Origin of the sequence: Roseobacter sp. HKCCD6576-2, assembly GCF_013179285.1 — a bacterium.
In the GTDB taxonomy this organism is placed as follows: Bacteria; Pseudomonadota; Alphaproteobacteria; order Rhodobacterales; family Rhodobacteraceae; genus Rhodophyticola; species Rhodophyticola oceani.
In genome coordinates, this window is sequence record NZ_WVNW01000002.1 from 719,485 (window position 1) to 736,137 (window position 16,653).

Sequence of the window (16,653 nt, forward strand, 5' to 3'; positions counted from 1 at the left end):
AGACACGACTATGAGATACGGCATCATTGGCTGCGGCATGATGGGGCAAGAGCATATCCGCAACATCCGCCTTCTGGGCGATTGTGAGGTGCGCGCGATTGTCGAGCCGGACCCGGGCATGCGGGCGCAGGCTTTGGGTTTGGTTCCCGACGCTTTCGCTTGCGACAGTATCTCCGAATTGGTGGCGCGGGACGATGTGGATGTCGTGGTGATTGCCACGCCGAATTATCAACACCTGGCGCAGCTTGAGGAGATTGCAGCGACCCGCGCCCTACCGGTTCTGGTCGAGAAGCCCGTCTATACTGATCCGGCAGAACTGCCCCGATTGAAACGGTTGGAACAGAGCTATGGCGCGCTGATTTGGGTGGCGTTGGAATATCGCTATATGCCGCCAATCGCGAAGTTCCTCGATTTGGCCGAGCGGGAGACCGGCGGCGTATCGATGTTGAGCATTCGCGAGCATCGGTTCCCCTTCTTGGAGAAGGTCGGAGATTGGAACCGCTTCAACCAGAAAACCGGCGGCACGATGGTCGAAAAATGCTGCCATTTCTTTGATTTGATGCGGGTGACCCTCGGCGCTGAACCGGTGCGCGTCATGGCCAGCGCAGGACAGGTCCTGAACCATTTGAGCGAACAATATCAGGGTATGACCCCAGACATCTGGGACAGCGGCTATGTGATCGTCGATTTTGACAACGGCGCGCGGGGCATGTTGGAATTATGCATGTTCGCAGAAGGCGCGCGCTATCAAGAGGAGCTTTCCGCAATTGGGCCAACCGGCAAGATCGAAGCGCTTGTGCCCGGCCCCGGGCGGTTCTGGCCCACTCATTTGGGACCGGCCCCAACCCCGAAAGTCATCGTCAGCCCACGTGCTCCGCAAGGCCCGCGCGAGATGGAAATCCCCGTCGATCCAACCTTGCTTGACGCAGGTGACCATAACGGCGCAACCTTTTATCAACACCAGTTGTTTTTGGCAGCGGCCCAGGACGGCACAGCGCCGGCGGTCAGCCTGAGCGACGGGATCGCCGCCGTCCGCATGGGGCTTGCGGCGCAAGAGGCGGCGCGCGAGGCGCGGGTTGTAACGCTCTAAGACTGGCGGAGACCCTTTGGCCCGCATAGATTGCCGGATATGAGAGCGCGGATCACCATAGGGATCGATGGCGGCGGCAGCGGCTGCCGCGTGGCCATTCGTTTGCCCGGTGGCGGGGTGATGCGGGTCAATGGCGGGCCGGCCAATGCGTTCACCGACCCCGCCGGAGCCGCCATCGAACTGTCGGAAACACTGGGCCGCGGCTTATCTCAAGCTGGATTGACCCGCGCGGTTTTGCCCCGCGCCCGGATTTGCGCCGGGATCGCAGGCTGCCGCTTGCCAGAATTGGCCAAGGATCTGGCTGCCCGCCTGCCCTTCCCCGCGCAGATCGTCGATGACAGCGTCACCGCGCTTCATGGCGCGTTTGACGGGGCGGATGGCACCTTGGTCAGTCTTGGCACAGGGTCGTTTTTCATCCGCAAGGCGGGCGAGACGGTGACCCATCTCGGCGGTTGGGGGTTTCAGCTTGGCGATGAAGCCTCGGGCGCTTGGCTCGGGCGGCGTTTGGTTGCCGTGAGCTTGCAGGCCAGCGAGGGCCGGATGGCCACAGATGCGCTGTCGGAGGTCGTGATGGTACGGCTGGCCCCACACCCGCTGCTCACACTGCAAGATGCGGACCCAAGCGATTATGCGGCGCTTGCGCCCTTGGTGTTGGACCATGCCGAAACCGGAACCGGGCAACAGCTCCTCTCCGAAACGATGGCGGAGATCAGCCGGGGCCTGGAAGATCTGGGTCATGAAACCGGTGCGCCCCTGGTCATCGCGGGTGGGTTTGGCCAAGCGCTGACTCCCTTTCTACCGGAGCCCCTCCGCGTGAGCCTGGTTGCGCCCAAAGACACCGCATTGGATGGCGCATTGGCAATGGCGGCCGCGCTGCCATGATCCTGAAAGGCGTGAATATTCTTGACGGCGACGGCTGGCGCAAAGGCGTCGATATCGAAATCGCCGATGGCCATGTGGCCAGCATCAGCCAGAGTGTGGCGATCCCCGGAGCGAAAACCGTCTTCCCCGGATTGGTGGATCTCCAGGTGAATGGTGGCGATGGTCTGATGCTGGGCGATTGCCAAAGCGCCGCCGATATCCGCCGGATCATGGCCGCGCATCGCAGGCTTGGCACGGGTTTTATCCTCCCGACGCTAATTTCGGACAGCATGGAGGTAACGGCGCGGGTGATCGACCTAACGGCACAGGCGATGGCGGATGAGCCAGGGCTGTTGGGCCTGCATCTAGAGGGGCCGCATTTGGCGGTGCCTGGCGCGCATGATCCGGCAAAGCTTCGACCGATGACCGAGGCCGATCTGTCGCTGTATCTTGACGCGAAAGCACGGCTTGGAAGTTTGATGATCACGCTCGCGCCTGAGCAGGTCAGCTTGCCACAGATCAGCGCCTTAGCTGAGGCTGGCATCACCGTCTCGCTCGGGCATAGCGCTTGCGATTATGACATGGCGATCGCCGCCTTCGACGCCGGCGGGCGGATGGCGACGCATCTCTATAATGCGATGTCGGGGGTGCATCATCGGGCCCCGGGGCTGGTCGGGGCCGCACTGGACCGGGCGGAGGCCTTTGGGCTGATCGCGGATGGGCATCATGTGCATGACGCCTGCTTGCGTCTGGCGGCCCGCGCCCGTCCCGATGCTTTGATGCTTGTCAGCGATGCGATGGCCGTTGCGGGAACCGATGTAACCCGTTTTCAGTTGAACGGTCGGGCGATTCAGCGGCGGGAGGGGCGCCTGACCCTGGCGGATGGTACATTGGCCGGTGCCGATACCAGCCTGCTTGATAGCGTGATGTATCTGGCCCAGGTGCTGAATCGCCCGCCCGTGGACACGCTACCATTCGCATTTGATCGGCCTTGGCGTCTTCTGACCGGCGCGCCGGCCCGGATTGCCGATGGTACTCGCGCGCAGTTCTGCGTCTCAGATGCTGATGGGATCACAAGCTTTGACAATGGCGAAGCGATCTTCTTCAGGCCCCACGATCACAGCGCCTGACCGACCAGCGCACCAATTGCCGACGTCGCCGCCATCGCCAGAACGCCCCAAAGCATCACCCGCCCTGCCGCGCGCAATTTCGGCGCCCCGCCCGCATGAGCCCCAAGCGCACCAAGTATTGCCAAAGCGACCAAGGTTGCGCCGCCGACCAGCGGTAAGACCGAAGCAATCGGGCTGATCGCGGAGACAGTCAGAGGCACGGCTGCGCCCAAAGCGAAGGTCAAAGCGGAGACTAACGCCGCTTGCAACGGCCGCGGTGGCGACAGATCTGTCAGCCCGATCTCATCGCGCAGATGGGTGCCAAGCGCATCGGCTTGGGTCAATTCTTGCGCGACGCGCGCCGCCAGTGCCTGGCTCAGGCCCCGCTCTTCATAGATCGCTTCCAACTCGCGCAGCTCGCCGTCCGGATTGCGGGTCAACTCGGCCTTCTCGCGTGCGATGTCGGCGCGTTCCACATCCGCTTGGGAGGAGACGGAGACATATTCCCCCGCTGCCATGCTCATCGCGCCTGCAACCATCCCGGCGACACCCGCCAAAATCATCTCCACCCGGTCCGCACCGCCAGCGGCGACCCCGACAATCAAGGAGGCCGTCGACAGGATGCCATCATTCGCCCCCATCACAGCGGCGCGGAGCCAGCCGGACCGGCCCGAGAGATGCGGTTCTTTGTGAGCGGAATACTCTGGCGCGTGTGGCATGCTGGCTCTTTGGCTGGCGAGGGTGATTTACGGGTTCGGGAGGCCGATCTTACCCGGGTTGAGGATGTTCAGCGGGTCGATCCCGGCTTTGATCCCCGCCATGACCTCCATCGCGGGGGCGCCGAGTTCTTTTACAAGATAGGGCGCTTTGCCCTGGCCGATCCCATGTTCGCCGGTGCAGGTCCCGTCCATCGAAATCGCCAGATCGTTCAGCCAGCCGACGAAGTTCTCGGCCCGCGCAATTTCGGCGCTGTCCTCCATATCGATCAGCAGGAGGACGTGGAAATTCCCATCCCCCACATGGCCCACGACAGGCGCGACAAAACCCATTTCGGCGGTTTTCGCTTGCGCCGCCGTGACGCAATCGGCCAGGCGGCTGACCGGCACGCAGACATCGGTCGAAATGCCTTTGGCCCCAGGGCGCAAGCCGAGGCTCGCCCAATACGCATCATGACGGGCTTGCCAAAGTTTGTTGCGGTCTTCCTCGCGCGTCGTGGCTTGGAAATCATGGCCGCCAAAGTCTTCGGCGATCTCGCCAAAACTCGCGGCCTGTTCCGCAACACCGGCCGGCGAGCCGTGAAACTCCACCAGCAGCAGCGGCGTCTCGGGCAAGCTGAGCTTGGAATAGGCATTTACGGCTTTCACCGTCAGGGCATCCAAAAGCTCGATCCGCGCCACCGGCAGGCCGAACTGGATCGTCGCGATCACCGTGTTGCACGCCGCCTCAACGCTCGGAAAAGAACATGTCGCCGCTGAGATCGCCTCGGGGATGCCCTGCAAACGCAGCGTCAGCTCGGTGATCAGGCCAAGCGTGCCCTCAGAGCCGACCATCAGGCGGGTCAGGTCATACCCTGCGGAGGTCTTCCGAGCTCGCGCGGCGGTTTTGAGCACCTCCCCGGACGGCAACACCGCTTTCAGGGCCAGCACATTGTCCTTCATCGTGCCATAGCGCACCGCGTTGGTGCCGCTGGCATTGGTCGCCGCCATGCCGCCAAGCGAGGCATCCGCGCCCGGATCGATGGGGAAGAACAGCCCGGTATCGCGCAGATGCGTGTTCAGCGCCTTCCGGGTCACGCCGGGCTGGATCACCACATCCATATCTTCGGCATTCACGGCAAGGATCTGATCCATCTGGCTCAGATCGACGCTGATCCCTCCTGCGGGGGCGTTGACATGGCCCTCAAGCGAGGTGCCGGTGCCAAATGGGATGATCGGCACGCGATGTTCGGCGCAAACCCGCATGATCTCCTGCACCTCTTCGGTGGAACGCGCAAAGACCACGCCATCGGGCGGCTGATTCCGGAGCCAAGTCGTTGTGTGGCCGTGCTGCTCGCGCATCGCCTGTCCGGTCTCGAACCGCGGCCCGAACCGTTGCGCCAAGATGCCGAGCGCGGTGGCAATCCCCGCCTCATTGCGGGGCATATCCGCCAAAATGGCCATCGCCAGATCCTTCCCGAAGAAATCCACGCACAGATTAGCGGGCGGGTTTGGGCGAGGCAATTGGCGGTGGACCGGATGGGAGCGACCCATTGTCCACCAGTCTCCGATATCTAATCCGGAAAATCACGTGCATGTCGTCCCTCTGTCGCGCAGCCGTCACATTCGAGGTCGACACTTTCTGCACCCGCCTGACCTTCCCGATGCGGGAGCCTGCCCTAGCCGGGATCAACCGCACTGTCCCCCATCCGCGCGGCCCCCGGCAGAAGATGGGGGTCGGCCCCTGACGATCAGAAGGTGTCTTACGCGACCCGTGGATTGCCCGCGGTACAACCCAGTTTCATGACGATCAGGGGTGGCTCTTCGGGCTGCCCCTTTTTCGGCGCCCTACCCCATGATAAGCGGCTCTTCGCAACAGGGGAGCCACCGGCATGAAGATCATCCGTTCCGAGATCAGACCAGACGGACATGAAAGCGACCGGCTCGCGGTTGGGATCGCGCAGATCGCGCCCATATGGCTGAACCGCGCGGCGACGTTGGAGAAAGTGATGGCTGCGACGACGGAGGCCGCCGATGCGGGTTGCGATCTCGTCGTCTTTGGCGAGGCTCTGGTGCCGGGCTATCCGGTTTGGATAGAGCGCACGGATGGCGCGCGCTTCAATGACCCGAAGCAGAAGGCGATCTATGCCCATTATGTCGATCAGGGCGTGGTGATTGAGCGCGGCGATCTCGAGCCGCTTTGTGCCTTGGCCGCCGAACGGCAGATCGCGATCTATCTGGGCGTGATGGAGCGCGCACCGGATCGCGGCGGCCATAGCCTTTATTGTACGCTGGTTTATATCGGGCCGGATGGGCAGATCGGCTCTGTCCATCGCAAGCTGCACCCGACCTATGAAGAACGGCTGGCCTGGGCCTCTGGCGACGGTCATGGGTTAAGGGTCCATGATCTCGGCCCGTTCCGTGTGGGCGGGCTGAATTGCTACGAAAACTGGTTGCCGCTTGCGCGCTCAGCGCTTTATGCGCAAGGTGAGAGCTTGCATGTGAGTGTCTGGCCCGGCGGTCTCCATAACACCTGCGATCTGCCCGTGTTCATCGCCAAAGAAAGCCGGTCTTATGTGATCGCGGCCAGTGGATTGCTGCGGGTGTCGGACCTGCCCGAGGATACGCTTGCCCGAGACGAGATCGTGGCGGCGGGTGGCGATGTGATCTCGAACGGCGGCAGCACGATTGTGGCCCCGGATGGCACAGTGTTGGTTGATCCGGTTGTGGATGAGGAGGCCCTGATCGTGGCCGAAATCGACGCAGGCGTCGTCCGCGGCGAACGGCAGAACCTCGATCAATCTGGGCATTATGCACGGCCAGATATCTTGCAACTCAACGTGAATCGAACCCGGCAGCGCCCGGTTCGATTTGACGACTAAGGTCTGTCATTTCACCGACGGCCCCGTTTGGCGGGATTTACTGCCGATCACTCAGACATGATCGGTTGCTCGTTAAAAGCCGATGACCACCGATGGCGCACTTCGCTGTGCGGGGCCATGGTAGACGGCCTCGATGTTGTTTCCGTCGGGGTCGAGCACGAAAGCCGCGTAGTACCCCGGGTGATAGGCCCGCTCGCCGGGGGTGCCGTTATCGCGCCCGCCATGGGCCAGCGCCGCGCCGTAAAAGGCATCGACCGTGGCGCGGTCTTTCGCCTGGAACGCCAAGTGGTGCCTCCCGGTCAACGCGCCGAGCGCGGCAGGGCTCTCAGCCGAGGATACGACCAACTCGTCGGCAAAAAAGACGTCATCGGCCATATCGACAATGGGAATGTCCAAGACGTCCAGAACAGCGGTGTAAAATTCCCGGCTCGCCGCGAAGTCGCGGACGACGAGTTGGACGTGGTCGATGAGGCGGCCACGATGCAGTTCAACGGATTCCATGGTCATTCTCCAAACGAAATTGGGCGTCTTAGTGTGCCTTGGCGGTCCGGTCTGGGCGAGGACAATTGAAACGTCCAAAACCCGGGCAACACGGCTTCTCTCAACGGCTTGCCATTGAGCGGTCCTCTGCGGCCCGAAAAGCTGGCTCACGCGTTACCAGTATAAGTCTCGCTGGACGATGCGCTATTCCGCCGCCTTGCTCGCGGCCTCTTCTGCGGCCCGCTCGGCATCCAACTCAGCGGCCTTCTTCTCGACCTGTTCGACGATGTGCTCAACCATCTGATCGTTGGACAGCTTGTGGCTTTGCGCGCCAGCCAGATAGACCATGCCCGACCCAGCCCCTCCGCCGGTAAAGCCGACATCAGTCATCAGCGCTTCACCCGGACCGTTCACAACACAGCCAATGATCGAGAGGCTCATCGGCGTCTTAATATGCTCGAGCCGCTTTTCGAGCGTCTCGACGGTTCTGATCACGTCGAAACCTTGCCGTGCACAGGAAGGACAGGAGATGATGTTCACGCCGCGATGACGCAGGCCGAGCGCTTTCAGCATCTCAAAGCCGACTTTCACCTCTTCCACCGGATCGGCCGAAAGGCTCACCCGCATCGTATCGCCAATGCCCATCCAAAGCAGGCTGCCCAGCCCAATCGCCGATTTGATCGTGCCGGACATGAGGCCACCCGCCTCCGTGATGCCCAAATGGATTGGCGCGTCGGTCGCCTCAGCCAGGCCCTGATAGGCGGCGGCGGCCATAAAGACATCGGAGGCTTTGCAAGAGATCTTGAACTCAAAGAAATCGTTGTCTTCCAAGATCTTGATATGGTCGAGCCCGCTTTCGATCATCGCATCGGGGCATGGCTCGCCATATTTCTCCAGCAAGTGCTTTTCGAGGGAGCCAGCGTTCACCCCGATCCGAATCGAACAGTTATGGTCACGGGCCGCTTTGATCACCTCTTTCACGCGGGTCTCGTCACCAATATTGCCGGGATTGATCCGGAGACATGCCGCGCCCGCCATAGCGCTCTCGATGCCGCGTTTGTAATGGAAATGAATGTCGGCGACGATTGGCACCGGGCTTTCGCGCACGATCTCTTTCAGAGCTTTGGAACTGTCCTCGTCGGGCACCGACACGCGGACAATATCGGCCCCCGCCTCGGCGCAGGCCTGCACCTGCGCGATGGTGCCTTTGATATCCGTGGTCAGCGTGTTGGTCATCGTCTGCACGGAAATCGGCGCATCACCACCGACGGGCACATTTCCCACATGGATCTGGCGGCTTTTCCGGCGGTCGATATTGCGCCACGGGCGGATCGGGTTATGCGACATGGGCTGCGCGGCTCCGGTCAGAAGGACTGTCTCTCTTTGGGTAGATAGAGCGACGGGCGCAGAGGCACAACGGCCTGCGGCATCATTCCTCGACAGCGGGCTCCGGGCTGAGTACCAGAGCGGCCACTTCCGCCAGGTCCGGGTCTGTTGTGGCATCTGCTATGACATAGCTGTCTGAGATTGCATCCGCCGAAAGCACCACGTCGCGTGCGACAGAGGTCCCGGGCCCGGCGGGCCCCATCGTCACGCCGTTGACTGCAAAGTAGAGCGAACCGGAATTACCCGCGCGCAGCGTCGGCGGCACCTCCGAGATCGGCAGTTCATAGCTGTCACCAGCGTCGAGCGTCCCTTCGAAGATGACGGTGCCGCTGGCCGAGGTCACACGCACCCAAGACGGGCGCACCGCGAAAAGCACAACCTGATCCTCGGTCCGCTCGGTGACTTGCACAGCACTGCCCGGAAGCAGCTCTTCGACCGGTGCAGCAGCGCCAGCGAGACGATTCACGGGCGGGGCCAATGCGCCAACTTCATCGGGATCCAGCGTTGCCAAGGGCTGGTCGCGCGGTGTCATCACGGGCATATCCAATGCCTGAGGGCGATACAGCCGATCCAACGCATCCGCCCTGGGAAGGGATGTGGCTGCATCGTCGGGCAAGCCCGTGCCAAACGTGCCATCTGGGGCCGCGCCGCCAAGTGCATCAAGTTGAGCCAATGTGTCGGGTGCCTGCTCCACGGGTGCAAATTGCAGCCGCTGCACATCCTGCAATACGGCCCAGGCCCCGTACCCAATGCCCGCAACCAGCGCCACCAGCACCAAAACGGAGCCAAGCGCGCCCGGTTCGATATTGGAGAAGAGGCGCTCACGTTCCGGGGTGAACGACACCCGCGCTACTTTGATCACATCATTGGGGTCGATCCGCCCCGGCGCCTCTGCCAAGGAGCGTTTGGCCTCAACCGCTTGACGTGCGGAAAACCCGTGCACACCTGAAAACCCGCTTTCGCCGCAGAACCGGTCAAAGGTCCATTCTGGATCGAGCGACAGATAGCGCGCGTAAGATCGGACATAACCTGCGATAAACCCTTGCGAGGAAAAGGCGGACAGATCGCCATTTTCAATGGCCGCGATATAGGCGGCCTTGATTTTTAGCTCACGTTCCACATCAAGAAGAGATTTGCCGAGGGTCGCGCGTTCGCCGCGCAACAGATCGCCCAGGGGGACCTCGAGGGCGGCTAGCTCCTCGAACGGTACAGCCTGTACCCGATCCTCTGCCCTGTTTTGGCCCATACTGGCCTTGCCCCGTTTTTTATGCTGGTCCACGTAACTCGCCTGTATGTGGCCAGATTTGCTGTAACAGCCCGTCATCCCCAAAAGAGTGATTCCCCAAAACCACTCAACTTGGCGGGCACCTTACCACAATAGCAAAACTCTGTGCACTAGCGGTTAACGCAGCATCACTGTCGGCGTAATTCAGCGCATAACGGGCGCGCCCTAACTGTGGGCATGCAATCCACCCAAGCCGGGACCCGGGTGAAGGCGCGTTCTGATCGGGATCTTAGGCGCTCAACTCGGATCGATTGAGGGCGCAATGGCTCCACAACCCATCCATCGCACGAACCAGACCATCCAGCATTTTGGGGTCATGAACCGGCGATGGCGTGAAGCGCAAACGCTCGGTGCCACGTGGCACGGTCGGATAGTTGATCGGCTGCACATAAATCCCGTAATCGGCCAGCAACATATCCGAGATTTTCTTCGTATGAACGGGATCGCCGACGATCACCGGCACGATATGGGAGCCGTGATCGATGATCGGCAGGCCCATGGCTTTCAGACGGAGTTTCAACACCTTGGCGCGCTCTTGCTGCATATCGCGGCGCGCCTGATCGGTTTTCAGATGCTTGACCGATGCCGCCGCGCCCGCGGCGATCGCCGGTGGGATCGAGGTGGTGAAGATGAAGCCCGGCGCGTAAGACCTGATCGCGTCGCACATTTTCGCAGACGCAGCGATATAGCCGCCCATCACGCCAAATGCCTTACCCAGGGTCCCGTTGATGATGTCCAGACGGTCCATCAACCCGTCCCGTTCCGCCACGCCTGCACCGCGCGGACCATACATGCCCACAGCATGCACCTCATCCAGATAGGTCAGCGCCCCAAATTCATCGGCCAGATCGCAGATCTCTTCAATTGGGCCAAAATCGCCATCCATCGAATAGATCGATTCGAACGCGATCAGCTTCGGGGCCGCCGGATCATCGGCCGCCATCAACTCGCGCAGATGCGCGACGTCGTTATGGCGGAAAATCCGTTTCGCACCGCCATTGCGGCGCACACCCTCAATCATCGAGGCATGGTTCAGCGCATCGGAGTAAATAATCATACCCGGGAAGAGCTTGGGCAGCGTGCTTAAAGTCGCGTCATTGGCGATGTAAGCCGAGGTGAAGATCAGCGCGGCCTCTTTCTGATGCAGATCGGCCAGTTCGGCCTCAAGCCGTTTGTGGTAAACTGTGGTGCCCGAGATGTTCCGCGTGCCGCCTGAGCCCGCGCCAGTCGCGTCCAAGGCTTCTTTCATCGCATTCAGAACAACCGGGTGCTGCCCCATGCCGAGATAATCATTGCCGCACCAGACGGTGATATCCTGCTTGGTGCCGTCGGGCCGGTTCCAAACCGCATGCGGGAACTGACCGCGCTTCCGCTCGATATCAATGAAGGTCCGGTAGCGGCCCTCCTCATGCAAACGGTTCAGGGCCGTATCAAGCGCGGTATCGTAGTTCACTGGCTGTCTCCTTCTTTGACCCCCGGGAGGTACCTTCCCCGGTCCCCTGGGCCAAAAGACGCTGGCTGTCTGTTTGCGCCGCCCCTTCGCGAACGGCCATTTCTGTCTTACCGCTGATACTGCGGTGGGGCTGTCTTCGCCAAGTTACAAATTGCCGCGCAACCCACTTTGATTTGAATCAACCCATGGCTGTATCTGGGCCGTTAATTGGCGATAATTGCACGGCAATCCGCGACTCCGCAATCTAAATTGGCCGCTTCGTCGGTCGGCCCAAAGCCCCAAGCGCCGGTGCTTGGCGAAATCGCGAAAACCTTGGGGCGATCCGCAAAGCGATAGTCCCCCCGCAAAACGGCACTGGCCGAAGCGCTGAGCTGGATCGCCGCCCCCGGCTCCCAACCGCGCGGGCGGACCACCAGCACCACAACACATTCTGCCCCGTCTTCGCGGCCAGCCTCACATTGCGCGAGGGCTGCGGCGCGGGCGGCCTCTTCATCATGATAGTTTCCGACGGCGGCGGTTGTGTTTGGATTGGCCAGCCCCGCATCAGGTGCAATCGCGAGCGCGCCATAATAGAGCATATCGGGCAACAGCCCGTCGCTCACCGCCCCTTCCAGAAGCCCGATTTCGGCAGCGTTCAGGCTATCATGCGGTACAAGCACGCCCTCCGCCGGCCCGCGCGCTGAAAACAACTCGCGTTGTGCTTCGCGGCCCGTGGGCAAATCCTGCGCAAACGCCGGCAGGGTCAGCCCCACCAAGGCCAAAGCTCCAACAATCGCGCGCATCACCCTCTCCTTCTGCTCATCCGAAATCAACGTCCCACAAGGGCCATAACCCCCAAACGTCACGGTCTCTCCATGTAGCGGCTTCCCCCGCCCCGGGCAACCGCTGGACATCCCGTCAGCGGAGCGTAGAGTTCGCGGCAATCCCGGTTTTATGGAAAGGACACCCAATGTCATTGGATGCAGTATTGGCGCGGATCGACAGCGATCTGGATCAGGCCACAGGGCGGTTGATGGAGCTTCTGCGGATCCCCTCGATCTCAACCGATCCGGCGTTTGACGCAGATTGCCAAGCGGCGGCGGAATGGCTGGTGACCGAACTAACCGGATTGGGATTGGACGCCTCCGTGCGGCCTACACCTGGCCACCCGATGGTCGTGGCCCATGGTGGGGGCGACGGCCCACATGTCTTGTTTTACGGCCACTACGATGTGCAGCCGGTGGACCCGCTCGACCTGTGGCACAAACCGCCCTTTGAGCCCGCCATCGAAGAAACGCCAAATGGCAAGGTGATCCGTGGCCGGGGCGCGGCGGATGACAAAGGCCAGTTGATGACCTTTGTCGAAGCCTGCCGCGCATGGAAAGCGGAGACCGGCACCCTGCCCGCCAAGGTGACGATCTTCTTCGAAGGGGAAGAAGAAAGCGGCTCACCCTCCCTGATCCCTTTCCTGGAAGAGAATGCCGAGGAGTTGACAGCAGATATCGCGCTGATCTGCGACACCGGGCTGTTCGATGCGGAGACCCCCGCCATCGTGACGCAGTTGCGCGGGCTTCTGGGCGAGGAGATCACGGTCACCGGCCCACGGATCGATCTGCATTCGGGCATGTATGGCGGCATCGCGATGAACCCAATCCGGGCGTTGAGCGATGTGCTGTCCAATCTGCATGACGAGAATGGCGTGATCCAGGTGCCCGGCTTCTATGATGATGTGGCGGAGTTGACGCCCGAGCTGAAAGCACAGTGGGACGGGCTTGGCTTTGACGCGGGCGGTTTCTTGGGCCCGGTTGGCCTGTCGGACCCGGCGGGGGAAGCCGGACGCTCGGGGCTTGAGATGATCTGGTCCCGCCCCACGGCGGAGATCAACGGGATCTGGGGCGGCTATACCGGCGACGGGTTTAAAACCGTGCTGCCCTCTGAAGCCCATGCGAAGGTCAGCTTCCGGCTGGTCAGCGGTCAGGACCCGCATAAGCTGCGCGAGAGTTTCCGGGCCTGGGTGACGGAGCAATTGCCCGCCGATTGTGAGGTGGAGTTTACCGATCATGGCGCCTCCCCCGCCGGACATATGGATACCAGCCACCCGGCTTTCGATGTGGCTTTGAGCGCCCTGTCGGCGGAGTGGCCGAAACCGGCGGCCTATATCGGCTGCGGCGGGTCGATCCCGGTCGCGGGGTATTTCAAAACCTATCTGGGCATGGATGCCCTTCTGGCCGGGTTTGGCAAAGATGATGACGCCGTGCATTCGCCGAATGAGAAATACGATTTGGAGAGCTTCCATCGTGGCATTCGGGCCTGGGCGCGCATCTTGGGCGGTCTTGCAAAGTAACCCAGCGGAGGCGCGCTGGTCGCGCGCCACGCGATACATGGGCGCCAAGTGGCACGGTGACGACCTGCCCTTGGCGTCTTTTTCGCTTGAGGCGTCAGGCTGGTGATGCCAACCGTGCGGGTCCACGCCAGAACCGCGCCATCATCAGACCGCCCGCCAGGACAAGACCGACCACCAGGCCGAGCCAGATACCGACCCCGCCCATATTGAGCGTGAAACCGAAGAGATAGCTCGACGGGATGCCGACCAGCCAATAACTGACGACGGCATAGAACATCGGCAGCTTGGTGTCCTGCACGCCTCGGAGCAGGCCAAGCGCCATGACCTGCGCCGCATCTGCCAGTTGGAACAGGCAGGCCACGACCAGAAGCGAGGTGCCGATGGCGATGATCTGCGGCCGCAACGGATCCATCGGATCGACGAAGAGGGACATGAGTGGACCCGGGAAACTCAGGAAAAGCGCGATGGTGATCCCGACCATAACCGCCGAGAGGATCAAAGCCGCCTTGGCCGCGTGACGGAGATTGGGGATATCACCCCGCCCCCAGGCATGGCCCGCGCGCACCGTCGCCGCCGAGCTCAACCCGACATGCACCATGAAGGTTGTCGACACGATCTGCAGCGCGACGCCATGGGCCGCCAGCTCCAACGCGCCGATCCAGCCCATCATGATCATCGTCGCCATGAACAACCCGCCCTCGGAGAGCAGCGTCAGCCCGATCGGCCAGCCGAGACGGAACACCTGGCCAAACGCCTCCCAATCCGGGCGCCAAAGCCGCGCGAAGAGGTCGTAGTTGGCGACACCTTTGGCATACGCCGCATAGAGCGCCAAGACCAAGAACATCAGCCCATGGGTGCCAAGCGAGGCAAAGGCCGCGCCGCGCAGGCCCAGTTCAGGCGCGCCCAGGTTGCCGAAGATCAGCACCCAATTCAGCCCGGCATTGAGCAGAACCGCCGCAAGGGTCGCCCAAAGCACTACTTTGGTGTGCTCCAATGCCGAGAGATGGCTGCGCAGCACCATGAACATCACCGCAAAGCCAATCGCCCCGCCCGCAATCCGCAAATAATCCTGCGCATCGGCAGCCACTTGCGGCTCTTGGCCAAGCGCCAGCAGAAGCGCGCCGGAGAACCAAAAGAGCGGCAGGCTGAGCGCGCTGAAAATCGCGGCGAGCCAAAGGCCCATTCGGGTCACCCGCCGGGCCTGGGTCTTGTCGTCATTGGCCACCGCGGCGGCCACCATCGGCATCACCGCCAGCGCAAACCCCATGCCGATAATCAGCACGATATGGAAATAGCTGGCTCCCAGAGCGACAGCGGCCAGTTCCGGCACGCCATACCAACCCACCATGATCGTATCGGTCAGACCGATTGAGGTCTGGGCCAATTGGCTGCCGATCAGGGGTAAGCCAAGCGCCAGGGTGGCGCGCATATGAGTGCGGAACGGGGACATGATCAGACTGGCTTATCTGGCCAGATCAGGCTTGCCAAGACGTCACGAAACGCGCGGGCCGAATGGGACCGCTTGGGCTAGAGCGCCTGCAGCGCCAAGCTGCCCGCCAAGAGCGCGACAATCAGGCCGACGCCGAGTTCAAGAAGCGGCTGTGCCCGGGCGATGGCAGCACCGCCCGGCAGGCTTGCCAACGCCCCTTCGCGGAGGGTCACCGCCGCGATCGCCACGGCGACCGTGACGCTGGCCGTGCCCAGCCCCATGGCAAAGGCCCCGGCTACTCCGATGGGGAAAATCCCCATCTGCGCAGTCAGGATCAAGATGAAGAGCGCCCCGGTGCAGGGCCGGATCGCCACCGCGCCCACCAACATCGCCACATCGCGCCAACTTGTGGCCTGGCTGAGCGCGTCGGCATCCGGGGCGTGGGTATGACCGCAGGTGCTGCGAGTGCCATCCGTTCCTGGCGTGTGGGCATGGCCTCGCTGGATCAGCCCGCGCGCGCCGCGCCAGGCAAGCCAGAGCCCCACCAGCGCGATCAGTGCAAAACTGAGCGGCGCAAATGTCTCATCCGCCAGGCCCGTCATCCGCTCGCGGCCCCAGCCCAAAAGCCAAAGACCCGCGCCGACCAGTATAATCGCGGTCAAGGCTTGCGCGAGGCTCGACAGAAGCGCGATGCCGGAGAGCCGCCACAGCCCAACCCGCCGCGCCGCGCCATAGCCGCCGATCAGAATCTTGCCATGACCCGGCCCAGCGGCATGAAAAAACCCATAGGCGAAGCAAAGCCCGGTAAAGGCGATCAACGCCCCTGGCTCGCCAGCCCGCAAGGCGCGGAGCGCCCGGGCCAGGCCGTTTTGCGTGTCGCGCTGCTCGGCTAAGGCCCAGCGATAAAGCGCATCATCGGCGCCGGTCAGGAACAGCGCAGCCAGCCCGAGGGCCAAGACGATGGCAAGCCAGATCAGTCCGCCGCGCATGTCACCACAACCCGATCCGCAAATATCGCTCCAACAGCGGGAAAGTTGTCCTCTGCCGAGACCGCGCCACCAATTCGCTCTATCTCTTCTTGCAAAACGGCATAGGCCGCATCGAGATCGGCCCGGACAAGCTCGGCCGCGCACCCATCGCGCCCGATGACCTGCATTGGTAAGGTCATTTCAAAGGCGATGTAGAACTCCGGATCATAGATCGCGGCTTCGAGCGAAGGGTTTGGTGCTGCGCCAAAAACAAGCCTGCGATGGACGGTCTCTAACTGTCCGGTCTCAGTCAGGATCAACGAAACCGGTGCTGGCGCGCCGATCTCCAGCATCTGCCCGCCGGATATCAAGGTGAGCCCCCCTTCAAAGCCGGCGCCCCAGTTCAGATCGAAACCAAGAGTATCCGCAATCTCGGTCTCAGTCAGAGCCCCATCGAAATCTTGGTCTAAACCATAATCTTGCAGCAAGAGGAGCGAATAGAGCTCATCATAGCGCCACGTCACCCGCACCTCGACCAAAGAGCCAGAGAGATCATGTATCAACTCTAGCCCTGCATCGATAAAGATGTGCGGATGCGCCTGTGCGGGCGGTGGTGCGGCCCAAAAGCCCGCGGCAAGCGCCAGAAACTGCAAGATACGTCGCACCATGCCAGCGATATAGGTCTGAGATCG

The 16,653-nt window shown here is 62.1% G+C and carries 16 protein-coding genes; 6 read left to right on the forward strand and 10 right to left on the reverse strand.

What is annotated here, in order from left to right; genetic code table 11:
* Positions 1-10 precede the first annotated feature (10 nt).
* From GTF44_RS10545 to GTF44_RS10555, 3 genes are read left to right on the forward strand one after another with little or no spacing between them, the layout of a single operon-like run.
* Positions 11-1,090, forward strand: a complete 1,080-nt coding sequence (locus GTF44_RS10545) for a Gfo/Idh/MocA family protein (RefSeq protein ID WP_171559470.1) — start codon at positions 11-13, stop codon at positions 1,088-1,090.
* A 39-nt stretch (positions 1,091-1,129) separates the two neighbouring features.
* On the forward strand, positions 1,130-1,972 hold the full coding sequence (locus GTF44_RS10550) for a BadF/BadG/BcrA/BcrD ATPase family protein (protein ID WP_171559467.1): 843 nt from the start codon (positions 1,130-1,132) through the stop codon (positions 1,970-1,972).
* Positions 1,969-3,081 (forward strand): N-acetylglucosamine-6-phosphate deacetylase, encoded by a 1,113-nt coding sequence (locus GTF44_RS10555; protein ID WP_171559464.1) that lies wholly within the window; start codon positions 1,969-1,971, stop codon positions 3,079-3,081. Before GTF44_RS10550 ends, GTF44_RS10555 begins: the two co-directional genes overlap by 4 nt.
* Here GTF44_RS10555 and GTF44_RS10560 read toward each other — a convergent pair.
* Both GTF44_RS10560 and GTF44_RS10565 read right to left on the reverse strand, forming a co-directional pair.
* A complete protein-coding gene (locus GTF44_RS10560; RefSeq protein WP_171559461.1) occupies positions 3,069-3,779 on the reverse strand; it encodes a VIT family protein in 711 nt (236 codons plus the stop codon). The genes GTF44_RS10555 and GTF44_RS10560 overlap by 13 nt on opposite strands.
* 27 nt (positions 3,780-3,806) lie before the next feature.
* Positions 3,807-5,219: an FAD-binding oxidoreductase gene (locus tag GTF44_RS10565; protein ID WP_171559458.1), complete on the reverse strand. Its 1,413-nt coding sequence runs from the start codon at positions 5,217-5,219 to the stop codon at positions 3,807-3,809.
* A 131-nt stretch (positions 5,220-5,350) separates the two neighbouring features.
* On the opposite strand from GTF44_RS10565, the gene GTF44_RS10570 reads away from it, so the two are divergent.
* Positions 5,351-5,503: a hypothetical protein gene (locus tag GTF44_RS10570; RefSeq protein ID WP_171559455.1), complete on the forward strand. Its 153-nt coding sequence runs from the start codon at positions 5,351-5,353 to the stop codon at positions 5,501-5,503.
* Positions 5,504-5,647: 144 nt separating this feature from the next.
* Complete coding sequence (locus GTF44_RS10575) at positions 5,648-6,637, forward strand: carbon-nitrogen hydrolase family protein (protein ID WP_171559452.1); 990 nt, start codon at positions 5,648-5,650, stop codon at positions 6,635-6,637.
* Positions 6,638-6,709: 72 nt separating this feature from the next.
* Here the strand turns inward: GTF44_RS10575 and GTF44_RS10580 are convergent, their stop codons facing one another.
* The 5 genes from GTF44_RS10580 to GTF44_RS10600 all read right to left on the reverse strand — a co-directional run bounded on the left by GTF44_RS10580 (position 6,710) and on the right by GTF44_RS10600 (position 12,023).
* On the reverse strand, positions 6,710-7,138 hold the full coding sequence (locus GTF44_RS10580) for a VOC family protein (protein ID WP_171559449.1): 429 nt from the start codon (positions 7,136-7,138) through the stop codon (positions 6,710-6,712).
* Between the two features lie 183 nt (positions 7,139-7,321).
* Positions 7,322-8,464, reverse strand: coding sequence for a flavodoxin-dependent (E)-4-hydroxy-3-methylbut-2-enyl-diphosphate synthase (ispG, locus tag GTF44_RS10585; protein WP_171559446.1), 1,143 nt, complete (start codon positions 8,462-8,464; stop codon positions 7,322-7,324).
* Positions 8,465-8,546: 82 nt separating this feature from the next.
* Positions 8,547-9,782 (reverse strand): helix-turn-helix domain-containing protein, encoded by a 1,236-nt coding sequence (locus GTF44_RS10590; protein WP_367383372.1) that lies wholly within the window; start codon positions 9,780-9,782, stop codon positions 8,547-8,549.
* A 235-nt stretch (positions 9,783-10,017) separates the two neighbouring features.
* Entirely contained in the window at positions 10,018-11,241 is a 1,224-nt protein-coding gene (gene hemA / locus GTF44_RS10595) for a 5-aminolevulinate synthase (protein ID WP_171559444.1), read from the reverse strand.
* Positions 11,242-11,444: 203 nt separating this feature from the next.
* The gene (locus tag GTF44_RS10600; protein WP_171559441.1) at positions 11,445-12,023 is read right to left on the reverse strand and encodes a 5-aminolevulic acid synthase; all 579 of its coding nucleotides are present in this window, start codon (positions 12,021-12,023) and stop codon (positions 11,445-11,447) included.
* Between the two features lie 167 nt (positions 12,024-12,190).
* Here GTF44_RS10600 and GTF44_RS10605 point away from each other — a divergent pair, with 167 nt between their 5' ends.
* The gene (locus GTF44_RS10605) at positions 12,191-13,564 is read left to right on the forward strand and encodes a M20/M25/M40 family metallo-hydrolase (protein ID WP_171559438.1); all 1,374 of its coding nucleotides are present in this window, start codon (positions 12,191-12,193) and stop codon (positions 13,562-13,564) included.
* 94 nt (positions 13,565-13,658) lie between these two features.
* Here the strand turns inward: GTF44_RS10605 and GTF44_RS10610 are convergent, their stop codons facing one another.
* From GTF44_RS10610 to GTF44_RS10620, 3 genes are all read right to left on the reverse strand, one after another.
* Entirely contained in the window at positions 13,659-15,014 is a 1,356-nt protein-coding gene (locus GTF44_RS10610; protein ID WP_171559435.1) for an MATE family efflux transporter, read from the reverse strand.
* Positions 15,015-15,091: 77 nt separating this feature from the next.
* Complete coding sequence (locus tag GTF44_RS10615; RefSeq protein WP_171559431.1) at positions 15,092-15,982, reverse strand: nickel/cobalt transporter; 891 nt, start codon at positions 15,980-15,982, stop codon at positions 15,092-15,094.
* Entirely contained in the window at positions 15,967-16,629 is a 663-nt protein-coding gene (locus GTF44_RS10620) for a DUF1007 family protein (RefSeq protein WP_171559430.1), read from the reverse strand. The genes GTF44_RS10615 and GTF44_RS10620 overlap by 16 nt, the downstream gene beginning before the upstream one ends.
* Positions 16,630-16,653 lie beyond the last annotated feature (24 nt).

What these genes read in the sequence shown, in the direction of transcription:
- GTF44_RS10545 (WP_171559470.1), top strand. Translation starts at nt 11, where the DNA reads ATGAGATACGGCATCATTGGCTGCGGCATGATGGGGCAAGAGCATATC.
- GTF44_RS10550 (WP_171559467.1), top strand. Translation starts at nt 1,130, where the DNA reads ATGAGAGCGCGGATCACCATAGGGATCGATGGCGGCGGCAGCGGCTGC.
- GTF44_RS10555 (WP_171559464.1), top strand. Translation starts at nt 1,969, where the DNA reads ATGATCCTGAAAGGCGTGAATATTCTTGACGGCGACGGCTGGCGCAAA.
- GTF44_RS10560 (WP_171559461.1), bottom strand. Translation starts at nt 3,779, where the DNA reads ATGCCACACGCGCCAGAGTATTCCGCTCACAAAGAACCGCATCTCTCG.
- GTF44_RS10565 (WP_171559458.1), bottom strand. Translation starts at nt 5,219, where the DNA reads ATGGCCATTTTGGCGGATATGCCCCGCAATGAGGCGGGGATTGCCACC.
- GTF44_RS10570 (WP_171559455.1), top strand. Translation starts at nt 5,351, where the DNA reads ATGTCGTCCCTCTGTCGCGCAGCCGTCACATTCGAGGTCGACACTTTC.
- GTF44_RS10575 (WP_171559452.1), top strand. Translation starts at nt 5,648, where the DNA reads ATGAAGATCATCCGTTCCGAGATCAGACCAGACGGACATGAAAGCGAC.
- GTF44_RS10580 (WP_171559449.1), bottom strand. Translation starts at nt 7,138, where the DNA reads ATGGAATCCGTTGAACTGCATCGTGGCCGCCTCATCGACCACGTCCAA.
- ispG (WP_171559446.1), bottom strand. Translation starts at nt 8,464, where the DNA reads ATGTCGCATAACCCGATCCGCCCGTGGCGCAATATCGACCGCCGGAAA.
- GTF44_RS10600 (WP_171559441.1), bottom strand. Translation starts at nt 12,023, where the DNA reads ATGCGCGCGATTGTTGGAGCTTTGGCCTTGGTGGGGCTGACCCTGCCG.
- GTF44_RS10605 (WP_171559438.1), top strand. Translation starts at nt 12,191, where the DNA reads ATGTCATTGGATGCAGTATTGGCGCGGATCGACAGCGATCTGGATCAG.
- GTF44_RS10610 (WP_171559435.1), bottom strand. Translation starts at nt 15,014, where the DNA reads ATGTCCCCGTTCCGCACTCATATGCGCGCCACCCTGGCGCTTGGCTTA.
- GTF44_RS10615 (WP_171559431.1), bottom strand. Translation starts at nt 15,982, where the DNA reads ATGCGCGGCGGACTGATCTGGCTTGCCATCGTCTTGGCCCTCGGGCTG.
- GTF44_RS10620 (WP_171559430.1), bottom strand. Translation starts at nt 16,629, where the DNA reads ATGGTGCGACGTATCTTGCAGTTTCTGGCGCTTGCCGCGGGCTTTTGG.